At 59.6% G+C, this 25,875-nt stretch carries 21 protein-coding genes; 15 read left to right on the top strand and 6 right to left on the bottom strand.

Annotated elements, in window-relative coordinates; all coding sequences use genetic code 11:
• Together B9Z42_RS14175 and rfaE2 are read left to right on the top strand one after the other, a co-directional pair.
• Positions 1-942, top strand: coding sequence for a MerR family transcriptional regulator (locus B9Z42_RS14175; RefSeq protein ID WP_100134069.1), 942 nt, complete (start codon positions 1-3; stop codon positions 940-942).
• Positions 939-1,442 (top strand): D-glycero-beta-D-manno-heptose 1-phosphate adenylyltransferase, encoded by a 504-nt coding sequence (gene rfaE2, locus B9Z42_RS14180; RefSeq protein ID WP_100134070.1) that lies wholly within the window; start codon positions 939-941, stop codon positions 1,440-1,442. Before B9Z42_RS14175 ends, rfaE2 begins: the two co-directional genes overlap by 4 nt.
• A 4-nt stretch (positions 1,443-1,446) precedes the next feature.
• Here the strand turns inward: rfaE2 and glnE are convergent, their stop codons facing one another.
• Positions 1,447-4,185: a bifunctional [glutamate--ammonia ligase]-adenylyl-L-tyrosine phosphorylase/[glutamate--ammonia-ligase] adenylyltransferase gene (gene glnE / locus B9Z42_RS14185; RefSeq protein WP_233203657.1), complete on the bottom strand. Its 2,739-nt coding sequence runs from the start codon at positions 4,183-4,185 to the stop codon at positions 1,447-1,449.
• A gap of 12 nt (positions 4,186-4,197) precedes the next feature.
• Here glnE and B9Z42_RS14190 point away from each other — a divergent pair, with 12 nt between their 5' ends.
• The 3 genes from B9Z42_RS14190 to B9Z42_RS14200 are packed head-to-tail and all read left to right on the top strand — an operon-like array spanning position 4,198 to position 10,892.
• Positions 4,198-8,250, top strand: coding sequence for a YhdP family protein (locus tag B9Z42_RS14190; RefSeq protein WP_158235970.1), 4,053 nt, complete (start codon positions 4,198-4,200; stop codon positions 8,248-8,250).
• Positions 8,217-10,238 carry a nitrogen regulation protein NR(II) gene (locus B9Z42_RS14195; RefSeq protein ID WP_100134072.1) on the top strand — a complete coding sequence of 674 codons (2,022 nt, stop codon included), beginning with the start codon at positions 8,217-8,219 and terminating at the stop codon, positions 10,236-10,238. Before B9Z42_RS14190 ends, B9Z42_RS14195 begins: the two co-directional genes overlap by 34 nt.
• A 15-nt stretch (positions 10,239-10,253) precedes the next feature.
• The gene (locus B9Z42_RS14200) at positions 10,254-10,892 is read left to right on the top strand and encodes a response regulator transcription factor (protein ID WP_100134073.1); all 639 of its coding nucleotides are present in this window, start codon (positions 10,254-10,256) and stop codon (positions 10,890-10,892) included.
• Positions 10,893-10,917: 25 nt separating this feature from the next.
• Here B9Z42_RS14200 and B9Z42_RS16380 read toward each other — a convergent pair whose 3' ends face one another.
• The gene (locus tag B9Z42_RS16380; protein ID WP_199172096.1) at positions 10,918-11,097 is read right to left on the bottom strand and encodes a hypothetical protein; all 180 of its coding nucleotides are present in this window, start codon (positions 11,095-11,097) and stop codon (positions 10,918-10,920) included.
• Between B9Z42_RS16380 and B9Z42_RS14205 the strand changes: the two genes are divergently transcribed.
• The 6 genes from B9Z42_RS14205 (at position 11,030) to secF (ending at position 19,729) form a co-directional block, all read left to right on the top strand.
• Positions 11,030-12,316 (top strand): murein transglycosylase A, encoded by a 1,287-nt coding sequence (locus B9Z42_RS14205; RefSeq protein ID WP_100134074.1) that lies wholly within the window; start codon positions 11,030-11,032, stop codon positions 12,314-12,316. The genes B9Z42_RS16380 and B9Z42_RS14205 overlap by 68 nt on opposite strands.
• Before the next feature lie 4 nt (positions 12,317-12,320).
• Positions 12,321-12,830: a hypothetical protein gene (locus B9Z42_RS14210; protein WP_100134075.1), complete on the top strand. Its 510-nt coding sequence runs from the start codon at positions 12,321-12,323 to the stop codon at positions 12,828-12,830.
• Positions 12,831-12,907: 77 nt separating this feature from the next.
• Positions 12,908-16,447, top strand: coding sequence for an indolepyruvate ferredoxin oxidoreductase family protein (locus tag B9Z42_RS14215; protein WP_100134076.1), 3,540 nt, complete (start codon positions 12,908-12,910; stop codon positions 16,445-16,447).
• 91 nt (positions 16,448-16,538) lie between these two features.
• Positions 16,539-16,871 carry a preprotein translocase subunit YajC gene (gene yajC / locus B9Z42_RS14220; protein ID WP_100134077.1) on the top strand — a complete coding sequence of 111 codons (333 nt, stop codon included), beginning with the start codon at positions 16,539-16,541 and terminating at the stop codon, positions 16,869-16,871.
• Positions 16,872-16,892: 21 nt separating this feature from the next.
• Positions 16,893-18,746 (top strand): protein translocase subunit SecD, encoded by a 1,854-nt coding sequence (gene secD / locus B9Z42_RS14225; RefSeq protein ID WP_100134078.1) that lies wholly within the window; start codon positions 16,893-16,895, stop codon positions 18,744-18,746.
• A 29-nt stretch (positions 18,747-18,775) separates the two neighbouring features.
• Positions 18,776-19,729, top strand: a complete 954-nt coding sequence (gene secF / locus B9Z42_RS14230) for a protein translocase subunit SecF (RefSeq protein ID WP_100134079.1) — start codon at positions 18,776-18,778, stop codon at positions 19,727-19,729.
• A gap of 4 nt (positions 19,730-19,733) precedes the next feature.
• Here secF and B9Z42_RS14235 read toward each other — a convergent pair whose 3' ends face one another.
• Together B9Z42_RS14235 and dprA are read right to left on the bottom strand one after the other, a co-directional pair.
• Positions 19,734-20,222 (bottom strand): DUF494 domain-containing protein, encoded by a 489-nt coding sequence (locus tag B9Z42_RS14235; RefSeq protein ID WP_100134080.1) that lies wholly within the window; start codon positions 20,220-20,222, stop codon positions 19,734-19,736.
• Between the two features lie 33 nt (positions 20,223-20,255).
• Positions 20,256-21,425, bottom strand: coding sequence for a DNA-processing protein DprA (dprA, locus tag B9Z42_RS14240; protein WP_233203658.1), 1,170 nt, complete (start codon positions 21,423-21,425; stop codon positions 20,256-20,258).
• 97 nt (positions 21,426-21,522) lie between these two features.
• On the opposite strand from dprA, the gene def reads away from it, so the two are divergent.
• Genes def through B9Z42_RS14260 form a run of 4 tightly spaced genes read left to right on the top strand, consistent with a single transcriptional unit; the run spans position 21,523 to position 24,095 of the window.
• Complete coding sequence (def, locus tag B9Z42_RS14245; protein WP_100134081.1) at positions 21,523-22,029, top strand: peptide deformylase; 507 nt, start codon at positions 21,523-21,525, stop codon at positions 22,027-22,029.
• A 14-nt stretch (positions 22,030-22,043) separates the two neighbouring features.
• The gene (fmt, locus tag B9Z42_RS14250; RefSeq protein WP_100134082.1) at positions 22,044-23,015 is read left to right on the top strand and encodes a methionyl-tRNA formyltransferase; all 972 of its coding nucleotides are present in this window, start codon (positions 22,044-22,046) and stop codon (positions 23,013-23,015) included.
• 10 nt (positions 23,016-23,025) lie between these two features.
• On the top strand, positions 23,026-23,763 hold the full coding sequence (locus B9Z42_RS14255; RefSeq protein ID WP_100134182.1) for an AzlC family ABC transporter permease: 738 nt from the start codon (positions 23,026-23,028) through the stop codon (positions 23,761-23,763).
• The gene (locus tag B9Z42_RS14260; protein ID WP_100134083.1) at positions 23,760-24,095 is read left to right on the top strand and encodes an AzlD domain-containing protein; all 336 of its coding nucleotides are present in this window, start codon (positions 23,760-23,762) and stop codon (positions 24,093-24,095) included. Before B9Z42_RS14255 ends, B9Z42_RS14260 begins: the two co-directional genes overlap by 4 nt.
• Here the strand turns inward: B9Z42_RS14260 and B9Z42_RS14265 are convergent.
• Positions 24,092-24,844, bottom strand: a complete 753-nt coding sequence (locus B9Z42_RS14265; RefSeq protein WP_100134084.1) for an SDR family NAD(P)-dependent oxidoreductase — start codon at positions 24,842-24,844, stop codon at positions 24,092-24,094. The genes B9Z42_RS14260 and B9Z42_RS14265 overlap by 4 nt on opposite strands.
• Positions 24,841-25,860 carry a D-erythronate dehydrogenase gene (denD, locus tag B9Z42_RS14270; protein ID WP_100134085.1) on the bottom strand — a complete coding sequence of 340 codons (1,020 nt, stop codon included), beginning with the start codon at positions 25,858-25,860 and terminating at the stop codon, positions 24,841-24,843. Before denD ends, B9Z42_RS14265 begins: the two co-directional genes overlap by 4 nt.
• Between the last annotated feature and the right edge of the window lie 15 nt (positions 25,861-25,875).

The raw sequence follows: 25,875 nt of genomic DNA on the forward strand, positions 1-25,875 counted from the left end.
ATGAACACCTTACCCAATCCCAATGGTTCGATGTTATCCATTGCCGCTGTCGAGCGCGACACGGGCTTAGGCAAAGACACCTTACGTGTTTGGGAGCGCCGTTATGGATTTCCTGTTCCCGGGCGCGATGCCTTTGGCGAACGCAGCTACCCTTTTGAGCAAGTTGAAAAGCTGCGTGTCATCCGCCGTTTGATGGACCAAGGCCATCGCCCGGGTCGCATCGTCTCTCAGCCTCTAGAAACTTTGCTCACGCTGGGCCAAGTGCCCGAGGGTGAGGTATTGGGGGAGATGGTCATTCCTGAGCACTTGGTGGTGCATTTTGGTTTGATCAAAAGTCACGACAGCGAAGCTTTGCAAGCCTTGCTGGCGCAAGACATGGCGCGTGAGGGCTTGAGTGATTTCGTGACCGACATCGTGGCGCCTCTGCTGATATGTGTGGGTGAAGCTTGGGCTCGGGGTGACTTGGCGATTTTTGAAGAGCATTTGTTCACGGAGTGCGTCATCCGCGTCATGCGCCTAGGCATCATGACCTGCACGGTGCCTCGGGATAAGCTGGGGCCGCGTGTGTTGTTGACCACGTTCCCGCAAGAGCCGCATGGTTTGGGCTTGCTGATGTTGGAATGCGTCTTGGTGGAACAGGGATGCACCTGTTTGTCCTTGGGCACACAAACGCCGGTGCTCGACATCGCCTTTGGGGCCGTCGCGCACCGAGTGGATGTGGTGGCTTTGAGCTTCAGCAGCTTGGTCAAACCCAACGATGTTGTGGAGGGCCTGCACGAGTTGAGACGTCATTTGACCGACGCTGTCAGTGTTTGGGCCGGTGGACAAGCTTTGGCGTTGAGGCGGCGCAAGATCCCTCAAGTGGACATTTTGGGCGGCTTTGCCGATATAGCCTTGGAGGTTAAGCGCTGGCGCCATGCCGCCCTAAAATTGAAAAAATGACCCTGTCCACTTTGCCCGCCCCCGCTTTTTTGTCTAAATTGGTCGCCCGTGCCGACGCCCCTGCTCGGGTAGCCGCCTTGCGTGCGCAAGGGCCGGTGGTCTTCACCAATGGCGTGTTTGACGTGTTGCATCGCGGCCATGCCAGCTATTTGGCGCAAGCGCGTTCCTTAGGCGGTAGTTTGGTGGTAGCGCTCAACAGCGACGCCTCTGCGCGGCGCCTGGGCAAAGGCCCAGACCGTCCTTTGAACAACGAGGCGGACCGCGCGGCCTTGATGGCCGCCTTGGAGTCGGTCAGCTTGGTTACGTGGTTTGACGAGGACACCCCGTTGGAACTGATCACCGAATTGCGCCCCGACGTGTTGGTCAAAGGCGGCGACTACGACATGGCCAAACTGGCCGAGACCAACGTGGTGCTGGCCTATGGTGGCCGGGCCCAGGCTATTCCTTTTGTGGACGGTTACTCCACCACCGCCTTGGTGAAAAAAATACGCCAAGGCTGACTTGTTAGGCGAACACCGCTTGCCACAGCGCCAAGATGGCGGCGCGCTCTTGGGCCAATTCAGCGAGCGGCACCTGGGTCGGTAACTCATCCAAACGCGCACGGTGCTGAACTCGGCGCAGTTCTCGGTAAGCGCTGCCAGCCGCAACACCCACCCCCAAGGGCAGCAACCCAGCCATTTCGGCATGTTGCAGCAGGGCGATGTTGCCCACGTTGTCCAACAACGCGGGGTGTTGTTTGGCGAACGCCAGCACCAAAAACTGCACGGCAAACTCCACGTCCACCATGCCGCCGGCGCTGTGCTTCACGTCAAAGAAGCCTTCCTTCACGGGGCGCGCGGCGCGGAGCTTGTCGCGCATGCCTACAATTTCTGCGCGTAACGCAGCAGGGTCTCGAGGTGCGTTGATCACGTTGGCCCGAACCGTGTCAAAGCGTGCTTTCAGATCGGGCATGCCAATGCAAAACCGTGCCCGTGTCATGGCTTGGTGTTCCCATGTCCAAGCGGTGTTGTTGCCGCGTTGTTCTTGGTAATTGGCGTAGGCCTCGAAGGTGGAGACCAGCAGGCCCGAGTTGCCGTTGGGTCGCAAGGCGGTGTCGATCTCGTACAAATCACCTTCACTGGTTTTCACGCTCAGCCAGTTGATGAGCTTGCGCACAAAAGTGGCGTAAATCTCGCCAGCTTGCGGGTGTGTGTCTTCGACCACAAACACGATGTCTAAATCGCTGCCATAGCCCAGTTCTTTGCCACCCAATTTGCCATAGGCCAAGATCGCAAATTGCGGCTCTTCGCGGTGGCGCTGCTTGATGTTTTGCCACACCCAACGGCTGGTGATTTTGAGCAGGCTGTCGGCCAGTGCACTCAAGTCGTCCGCCACTTGCTCGACGCTGATGCGCTGTTCCACATCGCGTGCCAAAGTGCGAAACACTTCGGCATGGTGGGCACGGCGCAGCAAGTTGAGCAGTGTTTCTTCGTCGGCTTGGTTGGTCGACTGCAGGGCTTGCCGGCGCTGTTCGAGTTCTTTTTCAAACACGGCTGCGTCAAACCGTTCGCGCAGCAAAGCGGGGCTGGCCAATTCGTCGATCACGCCCGGGTGTTGCAGCAAATACTTCGCAGGCCAGCGCGCCAGTCCCAGCAGGCGTAGCAACTGCTCATGCACCCGTGGTCGCTCGACCAGCAAGGCCAAATAGCTCTCGCGACGCAGCAGCGGCTCCATCCAGTCGCACCAGCGCACGGCAGCTTCTTCGCTCACGCGGCCTTCTTCGACCCACGCGTTGGTGCGTTGCAAGAGTTTGAGCAGCCGTTGCATGACTTCATCGCGCAGGGTACGGATGCGAGGCTGCTCGGCCCAGTCGGTCACGCGCAGCGCCAAGCGGGCATTCAATTCGGGCAGCAAGGTCGTCAAGCGCATGCTCTCGTTGACCACGGCCGGGTGGCTCGCGTTCGCGCCAGCGGCGCCCGTTGATGCGTTCGCGTCTTCGCCTTGACCCAGCAAGTGGTCGAACTCGTAGGCGACGAGTTCGCGGTGGCCGCCGAGCTGAGCCAAAAAGGCGGGTACGTCGGTACAGCCCATGGTTTGGGCGATCCACAACAAATCAGCTTCAGCCGTGGGCAGTTGGTGGGTTTGCTGGTCGTCCAGGTACTGAATGCGGTGTTCCACTTGACGCAAAAACACATAGGCCTTGGCCAGCGCGTCGGCGGTGGATGCGGGCATGAGCTTGGCGTCACCAAGGCGTTGTAAGGCGTCTAAGGTTGGGCGCGTGCGCAGTTCTGGGTAGTGCCCGCCGCGCACCACTTGCAGCAGCTGCACCGTGAACTCGATTTCACGAATCCCACCGCGACCCAGTTTGACATCGTTCGCGCGCTCAGGCCGCCCGGCGCTTTGGCTGAGGGTGTGGTGGCGGATTTGTTGGTGCAAGTTACGCAATGCCGCAAACACGCTGTAGTCGAGGTAGCGGCGAAACACAAAGGGCAGCACGGTGTCACGCAACTCGGCAGCGTTGCGCAAGGCATTCAGTGGCTCACTGAAAGGGGCCACCACACGGCTTTTCAGCCATGCAAAGCGTTCCCATTCGCGCCCCTGCACCAAGAAGTAATCTTCCAACGCTTGGCGCGACACCACGCTGGGGCCGGAGTTGCCGTTGGGCCGCAGCGCCAAGTCCATCCGAAAAACGAAGCCGTGCTCGGTGGTGTCGCCAATTTGGCTGTAAATCAGCTTCACCGCCTTGGCGAAATAGTCGTGGTTGCTGATGCGCCCGCGTCCGTCAGGCTTGCCGGCTGTGTCGCCATCTTCGTCGTACACATAAATCAGGTCGATGTCGCTCGATACATTCAATTCGCGTGCGCCCAGCTTGCCCATGCCAACGACCCAAAGTACCGCCCGCGCCCCAGAGGGGGCCAGGGGCGCGCCGTGCAAGGAGTCCAGCTGCTGTTGCGCTTGAACGCACGCCACATCGAGGCTGAACTCCGCCAACTCGGTCATGGCACGTGTCACCACGCCCAAGGGCGCCTGTTGGGTGGTGTCGAGCACCACCAAGCGCTCCATCACGCACTGGCGCAGCATGCGCAGGGCGTCGTTGCTGCTGTGCTGCTGGCGCAAAGTGTCAAAACAGGCTTGCATCGTGGCCCGCACGGGCTCACCCGCAGGCAGGGCGAGCAAGGCATCGCCATACCGCCGCCGCAGACGCTGCACCAAGCGTGAATGCGCACTGAAGTCGCCGGTCGAGGGGGGGATAATTCCAGTCACGTTGTAAGCACCATGAATAAATTGTCAGATCTGTCAGCTCCACCCCTTGCGCCACTGGCCAAACCTTCGCGTTGGTCGCGTGCGGTTTATGCGGCCTTGTGGGCGGTGGGCACCGTGTGGCTGGTCATGATCTTGGCGTGGAGCACCTTGAACATGTTCATTGTGCCGCGCATCGGCGATTACCGAGAGATGCTGCAAACCCAAGCCTCGCGGGCTGTGGGCATGCCGGTGAAGATTGGCCGCATCACGGCTGAAGGGGGTTGGTGGGTGCCTTTGTTTGACATTCACGACTTACAAGTGTTCGATGCCCAAGGCCATGAAGCTTTGACGTTGTCGCGTGTGCAGGTGGCCCTCTCACCGCGATCGCTGGTGCGGGGTCAGTTTGAGCAACTCACCATCGACCGCCCTGAACTTGACATCCGTCGTGACAGCGTGGGCCATGTTTGGGTGGCCGGCATTGACACGGGGGCTTCTGCAGGTGACGGCCGTGGTGCCGATTGGTTCTTCTCTCAACCCGAGTTTTTGATACGCAACGGTGTGGTGCGTTGGCGTGACGAGTTGCGCTTTGGCGAACAAGCGCCTGAGTTGGTCATGTCCGATGTGGCCTTGGTCATCCAAAACCACTGGCTGCACCACGACGTGCGTTTGGATGCCACGCCTCCCGCTGAGTTGGGACAGCGCTTTTCTTTGCGCGGCAAGTTCAAGCAATCACCTTGGCAGCGGGCGGGCGACATCGCGCAATGGCGCGGCGAGCTGTTTGCCGATGCGCCGCATTTGGACCTGTCTACCCTGCGGCAATGGCTGGCCATGGAGCCCGATCGGTCGCTGCAAGAAGGCCGTGGCGCGTTGCGGCTGTGGGCCGATGTGGCCTACGGCCAACTCATTGGCCTCAGTGCAGACATGGCGTTGGACGAGGTGAAGGCCAGCTTGGGCGCCAACCTCCAGCCCCTGGACTTGCGTCATGTCCAGGGCCGTTTGGCGGTCAATTGGCAAGCCGATGAGGTCAGCCTGAGCAGTGAAGATTTGGTGTTTGACACCCAAGACGGCGCGCATTGGCCCGGCGGCGTGTTGCGTGCCAAATGGAAAACCAACGACGTCTCAGCCGGCACACTCAGTGCTGACCGTCTCGATTTGGCTGCTTTGGTGCAAATCAGCCAGCGCCTTCCTTTGCCCGACACGGCACGCGCTCTGCTGGCCCGGGTTCAGCCGAAAGGTCAAGTGAACCAACTCAGCGCCACTTGGCAACACACGACCCCACCCAAAGGCGACCCTGAACTGGCCTACACGGCGCGTGGGACCGTGCAGCAGTTCTCACTCCAACGCGACACCGTGGCCGACAGCCCACTGGCCACTTTGCCGGGTGTGCAGGGGGCGCAGCTTGAGTTTGATCTGACGCAGCGCGGTGGCAAAGCCAAGCTCAATATCCAAGATGGCAGTTTGACCCTGCCTCTCGGATTGGATGAGCCACGCATCGTGCTGCAAGACGCGTCGGCGCAACTGGGGTGGGACCTCAATGGCGACCAAATGCAGGTCAATGTCGCCCAAGGCCGTGTGAGCAACCCTGATTTGTCAGGTGACTTCAGTGGCAGCTGGAAAACAGGCGTAGGCCCTGCACGCTTGCCGGGTGTACTTGATCTCACGGCCAACTTCAGCCGCGTCCAAGTGGCTCAGGTTTATCGCTATTTGCCCAACACCTTGTCTGCCTCCGTGCGTGGCTATGTGCAGGAGGCGGTGAAAGCAGGCGTTGCCAGCAACGTCAAACTGCGTGTGCGTGGCAACTTGGATGACATGCCGTTTAACAACCCCAAGCTGGGTGAGTTCCGCATTTCCGCACAAATCGCCCAAGGCCAATATGCCTATGTGCCTGCCAAGCTCGGTACCCCTGCCTTGCAGCAATGGCCGAGTTTGACCGCGCTCAATGGCGAGCTGGTGTTCGAGCGCAGTGCCTTGCATTTCAAAGGCAACACCCAACTGACGGGGGCGCCCAAAGTGATGTGGCGCAAGGTGGAGGCGCACATTCCCAACCTCGACAAGGCGGTGGTCAGCGTGTTGGGGGAAGCGCGCGGGCCCTTGCCAGAGGTGTTGGCCATGGTGTCGCAATCGGCTTTGAACGAGTTGACCGACCAAGTCTTGGACCAAAGCCAAGCCAGCGGCGATGCGGATTACAAACTCAGTTTGAGCGTGCCCCTGGACGCACCGAACAAAACCAAGGTGCAGGGCAGCGTCACGTTTGCCGACAACGAGTTGCAGGTCATGCCGGGCATTCCGGTACTCAGCCGTACGCGCGGCATGCTGCAGTTCAACGAGCGCGGCCTCAGTCTTAAAAACTTGCGCACCCGAGCTTTGGGGGGTGAGGCACAAATTGATGGCGGCTTGTCATTTGAGGCCGCTGCGGGTGAATCGCCTTTGCAACTCAGAATCAACGGCAACCTCACCGCCGAGGGCTTGCGCCAGGCGCGTGAGCTGGGGTTTGCTTCGCGTTTGGCGCAGCGGGCCTCGGGGGCCTCCTCGTACACCGCCACTGTGGGGTTGCGTCGCGGCCAACCTGAGTTGTTGATCAACAGCGATTTGCGCGGTATGGCTTTGAATTTGCCCGCGCCCATGGCCAAGGCTGCCGTATCGACCTTGCCCTTGCGTGTGGAGATGCAGCTGACGCGTGAATCCTTGGCCCCCAAAAGCCGCGTGTTGCAAGACCAAATCAAAGTCAGCGTGGGGCGTGTGCTGGCGCTGGCGTATGTGCGTGACCTGAGCGGTGCACGCACACGCGTCTTGCGCGGGGGCATTGCCGTCGGTCCCGAGGTGGTGGATAACCTGACGCCGCGCGACAGCGGCGTTGGATTGAATTTGCAATTGCCGTTTGTCGATTTAGACGCCTGGAACCAAGCCCTGAGCCAATTCACAGGCCTGCCTTTGGTCAATGCTTCAGCCAAGTCTGACAAGACGGCTGTGGTGGGTCAAGAGGCTGCAGCCTCGGACGAGGCGCAAGACTATGTGCCCCAAGTGCTGGTGATGCGCGCAGACCAACTCAAGGTGGCGGAGCGTGCCATTCACCGTGTGTTGGTGGGCGGCACGCGTGTCGGTGAGGTGTGGCGCGTCAACCTCAGCGCGGATGAGTTGAATGGTTCGGCTGAGGTGCGTCCCGCCAACGGCAACACGCCAGCCCAGTTGTTCGCCCGCTTGGCCTACCTCAACATTCCGCCCAGCTTGGTGCCCGAGGTGGAGAACCTGTTGACCGAAGAGCCCAGCAGCATTCCGGCGTTGGACATTGTGGTGAACGAGCTCACCCTGCGCGGCAAAAAACTAGGCCGTTTAGAAATTGAAGCCGTCAATCGCGTGGGTGCCAACGCGGCCCGTGAGTGGCACTTGAACAAACTCAACCTCATCGTGCCCGAGGCCACCTTCAGCGCCAATGGCAACTGGACGTCCGATGGCCCACGCTTGCAACGCACGAAGCTCAATTGGCAGCTCGATGTCCGCAACAGCGGTGAGCTGTTGACCCGCCTGGGTACGCCAGACGCCATCCGCAACGGCCATGGCCGCTTAGAAGGTCAAGTGGCGTGGCAGGGCTCGCCCATCACCTTGGACTACCCCAGCATGGCGGGCAAGCTCAATCTGAACATTGAAAAAGGCCAATTCTTGAAAACCGACCCTGGCGCGGCGCGTTTGTTGGGTGTGTTGAATTTGCAAGCCCTACCGCGTCGTTTGACGCTCGATTTCAGCGATGTTTTCAGCGAAGGTTTTTCGTTTGACTTCGTGCGTGGCGACGTGCGCATTGAACAAGGCGTGGCCTTCACCAACAACCTGCAAATGAAGGGGGTGGTGGCGGGCGCCTTGCTGGAAGGTCGTGCCGACTTGGCGCGTGAAACCCAGGACCTCAAGGTGGTGGTGGTGCCCGAAATCAATGCGGGCACAGCGTCGCTGTACATGGCCACCATCAATCCCGTGATTGGCCTGACCAGCTACTTGGCGCAGTTGCTGCTGAGTCGACCCTTGGTGCGAGCCGCCACCAGCGAATTTCGCATTGATGGCACATGGGCCAACCCTCGCGTGACCAAGGTGGACTGATGCCGTTTCGTGCGGGAACTTTGCTGCGTCGATGGGTGCTGTGGGTGCTGCTGGTGCTGCTCGTTTTGTCCATGCTCAGCACCTTGGTCTGGCTGGCGGGGCGCTACGAGATGAGCCAAGTGCAAAGCCGCATCGAGCGTGATGCCGCCGAAGCTGTAGGCGATATTCGCAACGCTCTCACCCGCAACGCGCAAAGTCTGCAAGCCCTGCAATTTGCCGACCGCAGCGCTGTGCCTTGGAGCCAAGACGCAGCAGCCTTGTTGCGTGAACACCGTGAATGGGTGCGCTTGGAGTGGCGCGATGCCGATTTGAATCTGCTCGCCGCGGTCGACACGCCGTTTCGCGCGCCCGTGTTTGCACGCATGGGGCGTCCGGCTCGCCAGCCCGAGATCGTGCAAGCCTGTGGTGTCGCGCGCCGTCAAAGTGGGCCCGGGTATGGCTCCAGCAACTACGTCCCTTTGTCCAATGGTCTGGGTTTGGAAATCATGGATTTGTGCTTGCCCGTTATCACCGATGGGCAGCTCACCGGCTACACCGTGGCCAGCTACAGCTTGCAAGAGGTGTTGGTGAACATGGTGGGCTCGTCGCTCACACGCAGCCAAGAGGTGTCATTCATTGAGGCCGATGGCACGCGCTTGGCGATGCACGGCACACCGCGTCGTGGCTCGCGCATTTTCACGGCCAAGCAGTTGCTGGATATTCCGGGCCACGCGATGGTGCTGCGCATGGACAGTTGGCGCGCGGCGCCCGACCTATTTCCCAATGTCTTGACGGCGCTGGTCACGGCAATGGCGATTGCGCTGGTCACGGTGCTGATCATGCTGGCGCGCGACATGCGCCGTCGCCAGCGAGTGGAGTTGGATTTGGCGGACGCCTTGGCGTTTCGCAAGGCCATGGAAGATTCTTTGGTCACCGGTTTGCGAGCGCGTGACAGCCAAGGGCGCATCACTTATGTCAACCCTGCGTTTTGCGAGATGGTGGGCTTTGACACCAAAGAGCTGATGGGCCATGGCATTCCTGCGCCCTATTGGCCGCCCGAAATGGTGGACGAATATGGCAAGCGCCAAGCCCTGCGCTTGGCGGGCAATGCGCCGACGCGCGAGGGGGTGGAGTCGGTCTTCATGCGCAAAAACGGTGAGCGTTTTGCCGTGCTCATTTTTGAGGCGCCGCTCATCAATGCCACCGGCCATCAAACGGGCTGGATGAGTGCGGTGTTGGACGTCAGCGAACAGCGCCGCGTCGAAGAGGTGTCGCGGGCCAGTCAAGAGCGCCTGCAGGCCACGGCGCGTTTGGCGACCGTGGGTGAAATGGCGTCGCTGTTGAGCCATGAGTTGAACCAACCCTTGGCAGCCATTTCGAGTTACGCCACCGGCAGCCTGAACTTGTTGCAAGACGCCGCGCTTCATGACCCGCAATTGGCCGATTCTTTAGGCAGTGCGATTCAGCGCATTGGCCAACAGGCTGAACGTGCGGGCAAGGTCATCAAGAGCGTGCACGACTTTGTGCGCCGTCGTGACCAAGCGCGTGAGGCCGTGAACCCGCGTGCTTTGCTTGATGCTGTGATGCCTTTGGTGATTTTGCAAGCGCGCAAATTGGGGGTGCGCGTGGACGTGCGCTGCGCCCTAGAGTTGCCCGCTGTGTTGTGCGACCGCACCATGGTCGAGCAAGTGCTTTTGAATTTATCGCGTAATGCCATGCAGGCCATGGGTGACGACACGCCACTCAAAGTGTTGACGTTGTCGGTGCGACCCGCGGCTTCGAATGCGGTGAGTCGTTGGCTGGAGTTTGCGGTGTCCGATGTGGGCTCTGGCATTCCTGAGGCTGTGGCCGAAAAACTTTTTACCCCTTTCTTTACCACCAAAGCTGAAGGCATGGGCTTGGGCCTGAGCCTGTGTCGCACCGTGGTGGAGCAGCACGGTGGCTTTTTGAGTCACTGCGCGAATCAGCCTCGCGGTACGGTGTTCAGCTTCACCTTGCCGCAATCTTGAACGGAGTTATCGCGCATGCAACCCACCGAAGATGCCTTGGTTTTTATTGTCGACGACGACGCGGGTGTGCGTGAAGCCCTGGCTTGGCTGTTGCGTTCACGACGCTTGCCCAGCCAATCGTTTGAAAGCGCCGATGCGTTTGCGGCGTTTTTAAACGAGCCAGCTGACCGAGCTTGGCGACCCGCACAACCCGGTTGCTTGCTGCTGGACGTGCGCATGCCGGGCATGAGCGGCCTGGCCCTGTTTGAGCAATTGATTGAGCGCCAGTTGCTGGAGGTTTTGCCTGTGATCTTTTTGACCGGTCACGCCGATGTGCCGACGGCTGTTGATTCGGTCAAGCGTGGCGCGTTTGATTTTTATGAAAAGCCGTTTTCAGACAACGCTTTGGTCGATCGGATAGAGCAAGCGTTGGAGCGATCGCAGCGCACGTTGCAACAGCACCACGACCGCACCCATTTGCAACAAAATTTGGCCGATTTGACCGAGCGCGAGCGCGACGTGATGCGCTTGGTGGTGGAGGGTTTGCCCAACAAATTGATCGCCGATCAGCTCGACATCAGTGTGCGCACGGTGGAGGTGCACCGTGCCCGCGTGTTTGACAAGATGGCGGTCAAGTCTGCGGTGGAGTTGGCCAATTTGCTCCGCGGAGATTGACGTGAACCCTGTGCGCCGGAGCGCCTCACGGCTTGTGGTCTGTCCTGCCCGGTGGGGTGGTGTCTTTGGCGCTATCTTTGGCGGCTTGGTCCAGTGCGGCTTGGTGCTGGGCCTCGGTGTCGCTGCGGCCTGAGAACATGGTCCACCACACGATCAGCACCAAGATGCAACCCGCGCCCAGCGCTTCAAGCAAAATCAAGTACATGAAAAAAATCCTGTGGCATGTGGTGGGGGCCTTGATTGTAGGAAGCTTGGTGGCTTGCAGCACAGGCTCGGGTCATCGCGTGCCGGTGGAGGAATACACGCGCCCCGCGCCGCGTGTGGAACCTGTGCCCAGCGCGAATGTTGTGCCGGACTTGCCACGTGCCACAGGTACCTTGGCAGGCATGCCGGGCACGCCCAATCCGCGCGCCGCATACCGCAGCCGTTGGGTGCCCGTGTCGTGGGGCGAGGTGCCCGGTTGGCAAAACGACGATCTGCAAGATGCGTGGCATGCTTGGCTGCAAAACTGCGAACGCCCCGGCCCTTTGTTTGCACCGTTGTGCCAAAACGTGCGTCAACTCTCCTTAGGCAGCGTGGATGAGCGCCGCGTCTGGATGATGAGCCAGTTGCAGCCATACCGCGTCGAGGCGGCCGACACGGGCGCTGCGGATGGCCTGCTCACCAGTTATTACGAACCGCTGTTTGATGCATCACCCACGCAGCGCCCCGGGTTTGACGTGCCTTTGTACGCACCGCCCGAAGCATTGGGCGAGGCGCGTCGCAGCGGTCGTCCATGGTTCAGCCGCCAAGAGATTGACACGCACCCCCCAGCGCGTGATGCCTTGCGCGGCCGCGAAGTGGCTTGGCTGGCCGATCCTGTGGATGCGCTGGTGCTGCATATTCAAGGCTCGGGCCGCATGCGGTTTACCAACCCCGACGGCAGCGTGCGTGTGGTGCGTTTGGCGTTTGCGGGTGCGAACGAATGGCCCTACCAAAGTGTCGGCCGCTGGCTGTTGGACCGAGGTTTGATCCGCGATGCGTCTTGGCCAGGCATCAAAGCTTGGATCGTGGCGACGCAACAAACCAACCCTGCTTTGGTGCAAGAGATGTTTTGGAGCAACCCGCGGTATGTGTTTTTTCGCGAAGAAACGCGCACAGGGGCCCAGGCCAGTTTGGGACCTCGTGGCGCCCAAGGCGTGCCATTGACGCCAGGCCGCTCGATTGCCGTTGACAAAGATTCCATCCCGTACGGCACGCCTGTCTGGATGAGCACGAGCGGACCTAGCGCGAATTTGCAACGCTTGGTGTTCGCGCAAGACACGGGCAGTGCCATCGTCGGCGCTGTGCGGGCTGATTACTTTGCAGGCACCGGCCCCGAGGCGGGGGATTTTGCGGGCCGCATGAAACAACCGCTGCGCCTGTGGGTGTTGTGGCCGAGGTAAAACGATGTCAATTCAACAGTTCAATGGCGAGTGGATTTCTCAAGAAGACCGCGTTTTGTTTCGCTTCAACACCAGCACGGGCGAAGAGTTCAGCTTTTGGCTGACCCGCATGATGGTGCGTGGCTTGATTCAAGGTAGCCAACAGGTGACAGTGAAGGCGCTCGAGAAAACGCACGAGCCTCAAGTGGCGCAGGCCGTGCAATCGTTCCAACAACAATCGGCGGCGGCGCAGGCCAACTTCAACGACGCTTACAAACCCGCAACGCAAAAACCTTTGGGCGAGGCGCCTTTGTTGGTGATTGGCTTGGTGATCAACCCGCAAGACGACGGGCAAACCGCGATTGAGTTGCAGCTGATTACCAAAAACAGCGTGAACTTGAAGTTGCCACCGCACGTGCTGCAAATCATGATGACGTTACTGAATAAGTTACAAGAACGCGCCGGCTGGGGTGTGGGGTTTGACGACGCACCAGCGTTGGCCCTTGCGCCGCCTGAGGCGCGCCAAGTGCACTGAGCCCGTGTCACCAAGGTAACGCCTTGCTGTGTGCCTAGGCCTACACTTTGTAGGACGACGACCAACCGGAGACACGCATGAACGCCCCTTTGCCCGAGCACATTCGCCGCGCCCTCGAAACCGTGACGCTGGACGACAAATACAGCCTCGATGCGGGTCGAGCTTTCATGAGTGGTGTGCAGGCCTTGGTCAAGCTGCCCATGCTGCAGCGCCAACGCGATGCACTGCAAGGCAAAAACACCGCAGGCTTCATCAGCGGCTACCGTGGCTCGCCTCTGGGTGGCTACGACCAAGCCTTGTGGAAAGCCAAAGATTATTTGAAAGCTCAGCACATCGTGTTCCAACCCGGTGTGAACGAAGAGTTGGCCGCCACAGCCTTGTGGGGCACGCAGCAGTTGGGTTTTGCGCCTCCCGGCAGCAACAAATTTGATGGCGTGTTCGGCATTTGGTACGGCAAAGGCCCCGGCGTGGACCGATGCTCCGATGTGTTCAAACACGCCAACATGGCGGGCACAACCCCTTGGGGTGGCGTGTTGGCCGTGGCTGGGGACGACCACATTGCCAAGAGTTCTACCGCCGCACATCAAAGCGACCACATTTTCAAAGCCTGTGGTACACCGGTGTTTTTTCCTAGCAGCGTGCAAGACGTTTTGGATTTGGGTTTGCACGGCATCGCCATGAGTCGTTTTTCGGGCGTTTGGGCGGGCATGAAGACCATCCAAGAAATTGTGGAGTCCAGCGCCACCGCGGTGATCGACCCTGAACGCGTCAACATCGTGATTCCTGAGTTTGAGATGCCCGCAGGCGGTATTCACATTCGTTGGCCCGACGACGCACTCAGCCAAGAGGCGCGTTTGTTTGATTACAAGTGGTACGCCGCTTTGGCCTATGTGCGTGCCAACCGCCTGAATTACAACGTGATTGAGGGCCAGAATGATCGCCTGGGCCTGATTGCCAGCGGCAAGGCCTACAACGACACACGCCAAGCTTTGCTCGATTTGGGGCTAGACGACGACACCTGCCGCCGCATCGGCATTCGCCTGCACAAAGTGGCGGTGGTGTGGCCGCTGGAGGCGCAGCTCACGCGTGCGTTCGCCACGGGCTTGCAAGAAATTTTGGTGGTTGAAGAGAAGCGCCCAGTGATCGAATACCAGCTCAAAGAAGAGCTGTACAACTGGCGCGCCGATGTGCGTCCGGTGGTGCTGGGTAAGTTCAACGAAACCAGCGAGGGCGGTGGCGAGTGGTCCATGCCCAACCCCAAAGACAACACCTTGTTGCGCGCCAATGCCGACTTGAACCCGTCGTTGATTGCCAAGGCGATTGCGCAGCGCGTGCTCAAGCTCGGTGTGGATGCTGACACCACCGCCCGTATCAATGCGCAGTTGGCCATCATCACGGCCAAAGAACAGGCGATGACCACGGTGGAGGTCAAGGCCGACCGCCAGCCCTGGTTCTGCTCGGGTTGCCCCCACAACACCAGCACCAAAGTGCCCGAGGGTTCGCGAGCCATGGCCGGCATTGGCTGCCATTTCATGTCGCTTTGGATGGACCGCAGCACGGCGGGCTTCACCCAAATGGGCGGCGAAGGCACCCCGTGGGTGGGTCAGCAGCCGTTTGTGAACGACGCGCACATTTTTGCCAACATCGGTGACGGCACCTATTTCCACAGCGGCATTTTGGCTATCCGCCAAAGTGTGGCGGCAGGGGTGAACATCACCTACAAAATTTTGTACAACGACGCCGTTGCCATGACTGGCGGGCAGCCCGTGGGCGAGCGCCCGGAAGGGCACAACACCTTGCAAATCGCGCAGAGCATGAAAGCCGAAGGTGCGCAGCGCATTGCCATCGTGACGGATGAGCCCGAAAAATACGAAGGTTCTGACTTGGTGAGTGGTGTGTCCGTGTTCCACCGCGATGAGCTGGACCGCATTCAACGCGAGATGCGCGAAATCAAAGGCTGCACGGTCATCATTTATGACCAAACCTGCGCCACCGAAAAACGCCGCCGTCGCAAACGCGGCACCATGGTGGACCCCGCCGTACGCGTGCTGATCAACGAACTCGTGTGCGAAGGCTGTGGCGACTGCGGCGTGCAAAGTAATTGCTTGAGCGTGGAGCCTTTAGAAACCGACTTCGGTCGCAAGCGCACCATCAACCAAAGCACCTGCAACAAAGACACCAGTTGTCTCAAAGGTTTTTGCCCCAGCTTTGTCACCGTCGAAGGCGGGCAGCTGAAAAAGAAGGCCAAGGGCGTCTCCAAAATCGCCATGCCCGATGGGGCATTGCCCGAGCCCACGTTGCCCAGCACCAAGCACGCGTGGGGCATGGTGGTGGCTGGTGTGGGTGGCACGGGCGTCATCACCATCGGCCAGTTGTTGGGCATGGCCGCGCACATTGAAGGCAAGGGCATCGTCACGCAAGACTCCGCAGGTTTGGCGCAAAAAGGCGGCGCCACCTGGAGCCACGTCTTGATTGCGGATGACCAAGAGACCATCCGCACCACGCGGGTCAGCATGGCTGCGGCCGACTTGATCATCGGCTGCGACCCCATTGTCTCGGCGGGCAAAGAAACGTTGCAACGCATGCTTGCTGGTCGCACCCATGTGGCCTTGAACGCGCACAGCACACCCACCGCTGCGTTTGTCAAAAATACCGATTGGCAAAACCCCGCCGACCAGTGCTTGGCCGACATTGTCCACACGGTGGGCGTCGATGGTGTGAGCGCGTTTGACGCCAACCGCGTTTCCTTGCAGTCGTTGGGCGACAGCATTTTCATCAACCCCATGTTGTTAGGTTACGCCTGGCAAAAGGGCTGGGTGCCTCTTGGGCTGGAGGCGCTGATGCGCGCCATTGAACTCAACAACGTGGCGGTGGAACAAAACAAGGCGGCCTTCACGTGGGGGCGCCATTGCGCACACAACCTCGTTGGCGTGAATGCCTTGATGGACGCTGCGCAAAACCCAGCGCAGGTGGTGCAGTTCCATGCCCGTCCTAGCGTGGATGCCATCGTTGACCAACGCGTGGCCTTCCTCACTGACTACCAAGACGCGACTTACGCACAGCGTTACCGTGCGGTGGTGGACCGTGTGCGTGCGGCTGAAGCCCCCTTGCAAAAAACCAGTTTGACCGAAGCCGTAGCCCGCAACTTGTTCAAGCTCATGGCCTACAAAGATGAGTACGAAGTGGCCCGTTTGCACACCGACACTGCGTTTTTGCAAAAAATCAACGGCATGTTCGAGGGTGATTTCAAAGTGAACTACCACTTGGCGCCGCCCTTGATTGCCAAAACCAATGCGAAAGGCGAGTTGCAAAAACAGAAGTTTGGTCCCTTGATGTTGACCGGCTTCAAACTGCTCAAGCACCTCAAAGGCTTGCGTGGCACCGCGTTGGATGTGTTTGGCAAGACCGAAGAGCGCCGCACCGAGCGCGCTTTGATCGTTGAGTACCAAGACAGCATCACCCAAGTGCTCGCTAAGCTGAACGCGGACAACCATGCGCTGGCGCTGGACATTGCCCGAATCCCTGAGCAAATCAAGGGCTTTGGCCACGTCAAAGCCCGTCATTTGGCGGCAGTGCGAGGCAAGTGGTCTGGTTTGATGGCCGCATGGCAGGGTTAATCCCCGTCACACCCTCGCCGCATACAATCCGCGATTGACTCGCTGAGGCGTTTTGCACCTTGGCGGGAGTCCTACTTATTGGAGTTCGATCGTGTTGATTTCTTCTGCTTTTGCCCAAACCGCCCCTGCCGCTGCTGCCGGTGGCGACATGATGTCTTCTCTCACCGGCATGTTGCCTTTGGTGTTGATGTTCGTGGTGTTGTACTTCGTGATGATTCGTCCTCAGATGAAGCGTCAAAAAGAGCACAAAGCCATGATCGATGCGCTCGCTAAAGGCGACGAAATCGCCACTGCAGGCGGTCTGCTCGGCAAAGTCACCAAGCTGGGTGACAACACCCTCAGCTTGGAAGTTTCTGCTGGCGTGGAAGTGCAATTGCAGCGCAGCGCTGTGGTGCAAGTGTTGCCCAAGGGCACCGTCAAGTAATCTCTGAGATACAAAGCGATCATGAACCGTTACCCATTTTGGAAATACGCGATCATCGTGATCGCTTTGTTGATTGGCAGCCTCTACACGCTGCCTAACTTTTTTGGCGAATCGCCTGCTGTTCAGGTGAGCGCGGGCAAACCCAGTGTCAAAGTCGATGCTGCGGTGCAAGAGCGGGTCGAAGCGGCGCTGAAAGCGGCCAACATCACGCCTGATGTGTTGACCTTGGACAACGGCTCACTCAAAGTCCGCTTTGACAACACCGACACCCAAATCAAAGCCAAAGACGCGATTCAAAACGCCTTGGTGCCTGACGCCAATGACCCAGCCTATGTGGTGGCTTTGAACCTGTTGGCCCGCTCGCCTGCGTGGCTGACCAGCTTGGGCGCCTCGCCCATGTATTTGGGTTTGGACTTGCGCGGTGGTGTGCACTTCATGTTGCAAGTGGACATGCCTGCGGCCTTGACCAAAAAAGCCGAATCCTTGGCCGGTGACATTCGCACCGGCTTGCGCGAGAAAAACGTGCGCCACAGCGGCATCAGCCGTAACAACCAAACCATCGACATTCGCTTTCGGGACATGGCCACCTTGGAATCTGCCCAGCGCGTGATTCAAGACCAGTTCGCCGATTTGCAAACGACCAGCGCGCCCGATGGCGCTGACTTCAAACTCACGGCGGTGATCAACCCTGTGGCTGCTAAGCGCGTGCAAGAGCAAGCGATCAAGCAAAACATCACCACCTTGCACAACCGGATCAACGAGTTGGGCGTGGCCGAGCCCGTGATTCAGCAGCAAGGCACGGACCGCATCGTGGTGCAACTGCCTGGCGTGCAAGACACCGCCAAGGCCAAAGACATCTTGGGCCGCACGGCCACGCTGGAAATCCGCATGGTGGATGACAGCGCCGAAGCGCGTAGCGCGGAGCTGAGCAACGGCCCTGTGCCGTTTGGTACCGAGCGCTTTTTGGAGCGCAGCGGTCAAGCGGTGATCGTGAAAAAGCAAGTCATCTTGACCGGCGAAAACCTCACCGATGCACAACCCGGCTTTGACACCCAAAACCAAGAAGCGGCTGTGCATTTGACGCTTGACGCCAAAGGCGCACGCATCTTCAAAGACGTGACCCGTGAAAGCGTGGGCAAACGCATGGCCATCGTGCTGTTTGAAAAAGGCAAGGGCGAAGTCGTCACCGCACCTGTGATTCGCAGCGAAATTGGTGGCGGTCGTGTTCAAATTTCGGGCCGCATGAGCACCGTGGAAGCCAACGACACCGCGTTGTTGTTGCGCGCTGGCTCGTTGGCTGCGCCCATGGAAATCATCGAAGAACGCACCATTGGTCCAAGCTTGGGTGCTGAGAACATTGCCAAAGGTTTTGACTCGGTCACTTGGGGCTTTGTGGCCGTGACGGCCTTCATGTGCGTGTATTACATGCTGTTTGGCATGTTCTCCAGCGTGTCACTGGCCGTGAACTTGCTCCTTTTGGTAGCAGTTCTGTCGATGTTGCAAGCGACACTCACTTTGCCTGGCATGGCCGCGATGGCCTTGGTGTTGGGTATGGCGATTGACGCCAACGTGCTGATCAACGAACGCGTGCGCGAAGAGCTGCGCAACGGTGCCTCGCCCCAGTCGGCCATCCATGCGGGTTACGACCGTGCGTGGGCCACCATCCTCGACTCCAACGTCACCACCTTGATTGCCGGATTGGCTTTGTTGGCCTTTGGTTCGGGCCCCGTGCGCGGCTTTGCCGTGGTGCATTGCTTGGGCATCTTGACCAGCATGTTCTCTGCCGTGTTCTTCTCGCGTGGCTTGGTCAACCTTTGGTATGGCCGTCAAAAGAAATTGCAAAGCGTGTCCATCGGCACCGTGTGGCGCGCCTGATCGCGCTGCGACAAGAAAGAAATTAAGTCATGGAATTTTTTAAGATCCGCAAAGACATCCCGTTCATGAAGAACGCGGTGGCGTTCAACGCCATTTCGTTCATCACGTTCTTGGCGGCGGTGTTCTTCTTGTTCAGCCGTGGCTTGCACCTGTCGGTCGAGTTCACGGGCGGTACGCTGATGGAAGTCAGCTACAGCCAACCCGCTGACTTGAACGTGGTGCGCGACCAAATCGCCAAGCTTGGCCTGAACGACGTGCAGGTGCAAAACTTTGGCACGGCCCGCGACGTGATGATCCGCATGCCTGCGGTCAAAGGTCAAAGTTCTGCCCAGCAAAGCGAGCAAGTGTTGACCGCTTTGAAAACCATGGACCCCAATGTGCAGCTGCGCCGCACTGAATTTGTGGGGCCACAAGTGGGCGACGAGTTGGCGGCTGACGGCCTCAAGGCTTTGGCCTTTGTGGTCATCGGCATCATGATTTATTTGGCCATGCGCTTCGAGTGGAAGTTTGCGGTGGCCGCCATCATTGCCAACTTGCACGATGTGATCATCATCTTGGGCTTCTTCGCGTTCTTCCAGTGGGAGTTTTCCCTGCCCGTGCTGGCTGCGGTGCTGGCCGTGCTGGGTTACTCGGTGAACGAATCGGTGGTGATCTTTGACCGTATTCGTGAAAACTTCCGCCGCTACCGCAAGATGGACACGGTCGAGATCATCGACAACGCCATCACCTCCACCATCAGCCGCACCATCATTACCCACGGCTGTACGCAGCTCATGGTGTTGTCCATGTTGTTGTTCGGTGGTGCCACCCTGCACTACTTTGCGCTGGCCCTGACCATCGGCATTTGCTTCGGCATTTACTCCTCCGTGTTCGTGGCCGCCGCCATTGCCATGTGGCTGGGCATTCAACGCGAAGATTTGATCAAAACACCGGTCAAAGCCCCGGGCGATCCTGACGACGAGAACTCGGGCGCGGTGGTCTAACAGCTCAATGCGCGACGCGATCCGCGTCGTCGCACAACTCGTCCAGCACCAGCGCATCGGGCTCGAGTCCGATGCTCCAGTACACCATCAAGACGACAAGTTTCAGATCATCGAGGGTGATGGGTTGTGCGGCCACGTCCATCGCCATGGCGCGGTCGATCACGATTTCGCGCATGTGAGGCGACAGCACGTCGGCGGTTTCTAAAAAGCGAATGAAGCCCAAACATGCCGCGCCCAAGCGGTCTTGTTCTGCCACCGAGTACACGCGCAGGCTGTGGGCTGATTCAGTGTGGTGTTCAGAGGAAGATTGACCGATATCGATCAGCTCGGTGTTGTGCGAGGCGATATTCAGGCCGTCCAACCATTGCAGCGCTTGTGAAATGTCGTCCGATTCAAAGCCTACGGCGCTGAGTTTGCGGCCCAGCTGGTGCAACTCTGGACACGCATCACCGTGCCAATAGTTTTCGTAGACAAAGACGAGCACTTCAAACATGGGTTCAATATAACGGCATTTATTGCAGATCTATCACGCACGCCCCATACGTTGAAACAAACCACCGGGCAAGCGCCCAATCAGCCCGTCCAGCTCCAAGGTCAAGAGTTGCGCTTGCAGGCTGGCCGTGGCGAGGCCGCAACGCGCTTGTAAGGCATCTAGGCTGACGGGGCCGTAGCCCATGTGCGTCAAAAGCGCAGGCTCGGTGGCGTCGCGTTCGCCCTGATCCGCAAGGGTGTCGTCTGGCCGTGCGTCATCAAACAGCGACGTTTGTTCTTGCAATTGCAGTTCTTCCAACACGTCTTGGGCCTTCTCCACCAGCTTGGCCCCTTGGCGGATCAGGGCGTGGCAGCCATGCGATTGCGTGGCGTGGATAGAGCCTGGGATGGCCAGTACTTCGCGCCCCAAATCAAGGGCCAAGCGGGCGGTGATGAGCGAGCCCGATTGCAAAGCCGCTTCCACCACCAACGTGCCCAAGCCAAGCGCGGCGATGAGGCGGTTACGTTTGGGAAAGTTGGGTGGCAGCGGCGCTGTGCCCAAGTGGTATTCACTCAGCATGAGGCCGTGTAGCGCGATGTCGTAGGCCAAGGTCTGGTGTTGGCGCGGGTACACGCGGTCTAAGCCAGTGCCCACCACGGCCACCGTGTGCCAATGCTCACCCGTACCACGCGACTGCGCGCCGCGCAACGCGCCCAGGTGTGCCGCGCCGTCGACGCCCAAGGCCAAACCCGAGACCACACACATGCCCGCCGCGGCCAATGCTTCGCCAAATTGCGCGGCCGTCTGTGCGCCCTGCGGCGTGGGGTTGCGGCTGCCGACGATGGCCACAGCCGGGCCCAAAGTCGCCTCAAGTTGGCCTTGTGCGTAGACCATCAAGGGCGGGTCGGGCAGTTGCAGCAAGGCGGCGGGGTAATGGGCGTCGCCCAAGGTCCACACCGCGTGACCGTGGGTGTCGGGTTGTTGTGCCAGCCATTGCTGGGTGCGCACGCATTGCACGGCGAGTTCGTTGGGTTCGGTCAGCAGGGCCAAGGCCTGTTTGGCGCTGACCACTTGGCGCAATGTCGCCTCGCTTTGGGCAAACACCGCTTGCGGACTGCCAAAGGCGGCCAGCAGGCGTCGTGCGGCATCGTTGCCCACACCGTCACTCAAGCTCAGACGCAGCCAAGCGCGCAGTTCGTCTTTGGTCAGAGGTGTAGATGGCATGCAGGTCTCCTTGGGGTGAGAAAACCATTGTGCGGAGCTCGGTTTTCAATAGACATGCGCGCAGGTCGAAAATTTCAAAAGCAGAGACAATAAGCGTATGCCCAAGTTAGACATTCTTCGATTCCCAGACCCCAAACTTCACACCGTTGCCAAGCCAGTGGCCGAGGTGGATGCGCGCATCCGCACCCTCATCGCTGACATGCTCGAGACCATGTACGACGCCAATGGCATTGGCCTCGCGGCCACCCAAGTGGATGTGCACGAGCGTTTGGTGGTCATTGACGTATCAGAAAAACGCAACGAACCCATGGTGCTCATCAACCCTGAAATCACTTGGATGGGTGACGAGCGCGTCAAAGGTGAAGAGGGCTGCTTGTCGGTGCCTGGCATTTACGACGGCGTCGAACGTGCCACCCAAGTCAAAGTCAAAGCCATGGATGCGGACGGCAAGGTGCGCACCATCGAGGCCGAGGGCCTGTTGGCGGTCTGCGTGCAGCACGAGCTGGACCATTTGCTGGGCAAGGTGTTCGTGGAATATCTCTCGCCTTTGAAGCGCACCCGTATCAAAACAAAAATGCTCAAATCTGCGCGCGACGACGCCTGAACCCAAGGTCATTGATGCGCGTTATTTTTGCGGGTACGCCCGAATTTGCTGCTGTGGCTTTGGCCCAGATCTTGGCCGCAGGCCACGAGGTGCCCTTGGTGCTGACGCAACCCGACCGCCCTGCCGGTCGCGGCATGAAGCTGCAAGCCTCGGCTGTCAAGCAACTTGCTTTGCAACACAACATCCCCGTCGCCCAGCCCTTGAGCTTGCGTTTGGATGGCAAATACCCCGACGACGCAGCTCAGGCCCAAGCGGCCATTGCAGCCGCCAACGCCGACGTGATGGTGGTGGCGGCTTATGGGTTGATCTTGCCGCAATGGACGCTCAGTGCCCCGCGTTTGGGCTGCCTCAACATCCACGCGTCGTTGCTGCCACGTTGGCGTGGCGCGGCACCGATTCACCGCGCCATTGAGGCGGGTGACGCGCAAACCGGCGTGGTCATCATGCAAATGGATGCGGGCTTGGACACGGGCGACATGCTGTTGACCGGGGTGCTCGACATCGATGCGCAAGACACCACCGCGACCCTGCACGACCGCTTGGCCGACCTAGGCGGCGCGTTGGTGGTGCAGGCTTTGAGAGATACACAAGCGGGCCAGCTCACGCCCGTCAAGCAGCCGTTGGAGGGCGTCACTTACGCCCACAAAATTGAAAAAGCCGAGGCTGCCGTGAACTGGCGCGACACGGCTGAAACCATTGACCGCCGCGTGCGCGCGTTCAATCCGTTTCCAGCCGCTTCGGCTCAGCTGGAGGGTGAAGTCATCAAGCTGTGGCGTGCGGTGCCGGAGGTGTCTAACCGTGCCGTCAACACCCTGCCCGGCACGGTGCTCAGTGCGGATGCACAGGGTGTGCGCATTGCGTGTGGTGAGGGGGTGTTGTGTGTCACCGAGCTGCAACGCGCAGGTGGCAAACGCTTGGCAGCGGCCGAGTTTTTGCGTGGCTTTGCTGTCAGTGCAGGCCAGCATTTCGACCTCACAGCGGAATGATGTTGCCATGATGTTTCTCAGCCCCAAGCTCTACCGCCATCCTGAATTCAAAATCGGTTTACACGAACTCGCGCCTCAAGCGATGGGCGTGGCCGCCTGGGGTTTGATGACCGGCGTGGCCATGGTCAAGTCGGGCATGAGCATTGTTGAGTCGGTGTTCATGACCTTGGTGGTGTTTGCTGGCAGCTCGCAGCTGGCGTCCATTCCGCTCATCGTGGCCGGGGCCCCTGCTTGGGTGATTTTGGCCACCGGTTTTTGTGTGAACTTGCGCTTTGTGGTGTTCAGCTTGCACTTGCGGCCACACTTGATTCACTTGCCGCGTTGGGAGCGTTTGATGCACGCCTATGTCACGGCTGACATCAGCTATGTGTTGTTCACCAAACGGTTTCATAAGCCCGGCGCCACACCCGAAGAGCGCTTGGGTCAAGAGGCCTATTTGGCGGGCAGCGATTGTTTGAACTGGAGCGGTTGGATGGTGGCCAGTTTGTTGGGCATTGCTTTGGCACATGGGATTCCAACGGAATGGGGCTTGGGCTTTGCAGGCATTTTGTGTCTGGTGGGTGTGCAGTGTTCGCTGGCCAGTTCGCGGCTTCGCATGGTCTCGGCGGCGGTGGCGGGCGTGGCGGCGGTGGTGGCTTATGCTCTGCCTTTGAAGCTCAACATTGTGGTCGCAATCGCGGCGGCTGTGATCTTGTGCATGACGCTAGAGCGCTTCAAACCCACAGACCCAACAGGGGTGGGCACATGAACACCACCGATCTTTGGACCTTGCTGGTGATCGTTGGCCTGGGCGTGGTGTCGGTGGTGACGCGCAGCTTCTTTTTCTTGTCGAACAAGCCGTGGCATTTGCCGCACTGGGCCCAACGCGGTTTGCAATACGCACCCATTGCCGCTTTGTCGGCGGTGGTGGTGCCCGAGATTGTGATGAGCCATGGCCAGCTCATCACCACGTGGCAAGACGCCCGCTTGTTTGCCGCAGCAGCCGGTGCGTTGATTTACTTTCTCAAACGCAACGTGCTGTGGACCATCTTGGGCGGCATGGCGGTGTACTTACCGTTGCATCTCGGGCTTGGGTTTTAGTAAGTCGAGCGACCACCGGTGATGTCCAGCACCGAACCGGTGGTGAACGAGCAGTCTTCGCTGGACAGCCACGCCACCATGGCGGCAATTTCTTCCACTTCCACGAAGCGGCCCATGGGGATCTTGCCCAGCATGTAAGCAATGTGCGCTTCGGTCATTTGCGCAAACATCGCGGTGCGCGCCACGGCAGGGGCAATCGCGTTGACCAAGACGCCTTTGGTAGCCACTTCTTTGGCCAGCGATTTGGTCAAGGCAATGACGCCGGCTTTGGAGGCGCTGTAGTGGCTGGCGTTGGGGTTGCCCTCTTTGCCAGCGACGGACGCGATGTTGATGATGCGGCCCCAACCGCGCTCGATCATGTGCGGGGTCACAGCACGGCAGGTCAAATAAGGCGCAATCAGGTTGACCTCAATCACACGACGCCATACTTCAGGGTCGAGTTCCCAGGTTGTGGCATTGCCGCCGGTGATGCCCGCGTTGTTCACCAAGATGTCGATGCGGCCCAAGTCTTTGATGGTCTGTGCCGTGGTGGCTGCCACGGCCGCGTCGGAGGTGAGTTCCACCACGTAGCCGCTGATGGGGCCGAGCTCGCTCAACAGCGCCTTGGCTTCGTTGATCTTGGCGCTGTCGATGTCCCACATCACCACGGATGCGCCGGAGCGCAGCAGGCGTTCGCAGGTGGCAAAGCCAATGCCTTGGGCACCGCCGGTGACGACCGCGACGCGGCCTTGTAAATCGATCTGGTTCATGGTGTGTATCCTTTCAGAGCTTGTGCCGCGTTGGGTCCCGCTTGGGTGTCGGCGATGTATTGACGAATGATGTCGTCAAAGGTTTTTTCGGCGAAGAGGCCGAGCTTGTTGGCGCGCACCGAGCTGGACCCTTTGGGCCAACGCGACACGATGCCAGCGATGGTCTCGTTGCGCTCAAACGTCACACGGGCGCGCACCTCGGGGCCGGCCACGCGGGTCAAGGCGTCGAGCATCTCTTGCACGGTCACGTTCAAGCCTGGCAAGTTCAAAGCGGTGCGACCCCCGTAGGCTTCGCGTGAGCACTCAAACACCGTGATCAAACCTTCCACGGTGGCACGCGGCGAGGTGACGGGGTGCGACACCTCAGGCGACACAGGACACACCGAGGGCTCGCCCGCCAAGGGCTCGCGGATGATGCCGCTGAAAAACGAAGACGCTGCCCCGTTGGGCTTGCCGGGGCGCACAGTGACCGTCATCAAACGTGCGCTGCGGCCGTCGATGTAGCCCTTGCGCGTGTAGTCTGCGACCAAGTGTTCGCAGATGTGTTTTTGGGCGCCGTACGAGGTTTGGGGTGTGGGCAGCGTGTCGTCGCCCACCACGTCGGGCATGGGCACGGCATCATCTGGGCCAAACACCGCCACCGAGCTGGAGAACACCAAACGCGCGGGTGCTGCGCCGCCTTGCACGCGTGAGCGTAAGGCGTCGAGCAAGGCGCGGGTGCTGTCGAGGTTGGAGCGAAGCCCTAAGTCAAAGTCGGCCTCACATTCGCCCGACACAGCAGATGCCAAATGGAACACACCGTCCACAGCTTCATGGGCCAAGGCTTGGCAATGGTCCAACAGCGGGCCAGTTTTGACCAACACGCGTGGGTCAGCCGCCAAATCAGCAGGAGCTGGAAACTGGTCTGCCAAGATGATTTGGGTGATGGCTTGGCCGTTCAATTGGCCGCGCGCCAAGAGGGTTCGGGCCAATCGGGCGCCAATAAAGCCAGCGCCGCCGGTGATCAATAAACGCATGGGTCGGTTCTTTCG

The organism is Limnohabitans sp. B9-3 (genome assembly GCF_002778325.1).
GTDB lineage: Bacteria > Pseudomonadota > Gammaproteobacteria > Burkholderiales > Burkholderiaceae_C > Limnohabitans > Limnohabitans kasalickyi.

What these genes read in the sequence shown, in the direction of transcription:
- B9Z42_RS14200 (WP_100134073.1), top strand. Translation starts at nt 10,254, where the DNA reads ATGCAACCCACCGAAGATGCCTTGGTTTTTATTGTCGACGACGACGCG.
- B9Z42_RS14175 (WP_100134069.1), top strand. Translation starts at nt 1, where the DNA reads ATGAACACCTTACCCAATCCCAATGGTTCGATGTTATCCATTGCCGCT.
- denD (WP_100134085.1), bottom strand. Translation starts at nt 25,860, where the DNA reads ATGCGTTTATTGATCACCGGCGGCGCTGGCTTTATTGGCGCCCGATTG.
- rfaE2 (WP_100134070.1), top strand. Translation starts at nt 939, where the DNA reads ATGACCCTGTCCACTTTGCCCGCCCCCGCTTTTTTGTCTAAATTGGTC.
- B9Z42_RS14205 (WP_100134074.1), top strand. Translation starts at nt 11,030, where the DNA reads ATGGTCCACCACACGATCAGCACCAAGATGCAACCCGCGCCCAGCGCT.
- B9Z42_RS14235 (WP_100134080.1), bottom strand. Translation starts at nt 20,222, where the DNA reads ATGTTTGAAGTGCTCGTCTTTGTCTACGAAAACTATTGGCACGGTGAT.
- B9Z42_RS14215 (WP_100134076.1), top strand. Translation starts at nt 12,908, where the DNA reads ATGAACGCCCCTTTGCCCGAGCACATTCGCCGCGCCCTCGAAACCGTG.
- B9Z42_RS14190 (WP_158235970.1), top strand. Translation starts at nt 4,198, where the DNA reads ATGAATAAATTGTCAGATCTGTCAGCTCCACCCCTTGCGCCACTGGCC.
- B9Z42_RS14210 (WP_100134075.1), top strand. Translation starts at nt 12,321, where the DNA reads ATGTCAATTCAACAGTTCAATGGCGAGTGGATTTCTCAAGAAGACCGC.
- B9Z42_RS14195 (WP_100134072.1), top strand. Translation starts at nt 8,217, where the DNA reads ATGGGCCAACCCTCGCGTGACCAAGGTGGACTGATGCCGTTTCGTGCG.
- B9Z42_RS14255 (WP_100134182.1), top strand. Translation starts at nt 23,026, where the DNA reads ATGTTTCTCAGCCCCAAGCTCTACCGCCATCCTGAATTCAAAATCGGT.
- def (WP_100134081.1), top strand. Translation starts at nt 21,523, where the DNA reads ATGCCCAAGTTAGACATTCTTCGATTCCCAGACCCCAAACTTCACACC.
- B9Z42_RS14265 (WP_100134084.1), bottom strand. Translation starts at nt 24,844, where the DNA reads ATGAACCAGATCGATTTACAAGGCCGCGTCGCGGTCGTCACCGGCGGT.
- B9Z42_RS16380 (WP_199172096.1), bottom strand. Translation starts at nt 11,097, where the DNA reads ATGTACTTGATTTTGCTTGAAGCGCTGGGCGCGGGTTGCATCTTGGTG.
- secD (WP_100134078.1), top strand. Translation starts at nt 16,893, where the DNA reads ATGAACCGTTACCCATTTTGGAAATACGCGATCATCGTGATCGCTTTG.
- secF (WP_100134079.1), top strand. Translation starts at nt 18,776, where the DNA reads ATGGAATTTTTTAAGATCCGCAAAGACATCCCGTTCATGAAGAACGCG.
- dprA (WP_233203658.1), bottom strand. Translation starts at nt 21,425, where the DNA reads ATGCCATCTACACCTCTGACCAAAGACGAACTGCGCGCTTGGCTGCGT.
- B9Z42_RS14260 (WP_100134083.1), top strand. Translation starts at nt 23,760, where the DNA reads ATGAACACCACCGATCTTTGGACCTTGCTGGTGATCGTTGGCCTGGGC.
- fmt (WP_100134082.1), top strand. Translation starts at nt 22,044, where the DNA reads ATGCGCGTTATTTTTGCGGGTACGCCCGAATTTGCTGCTGTGGCTTTG.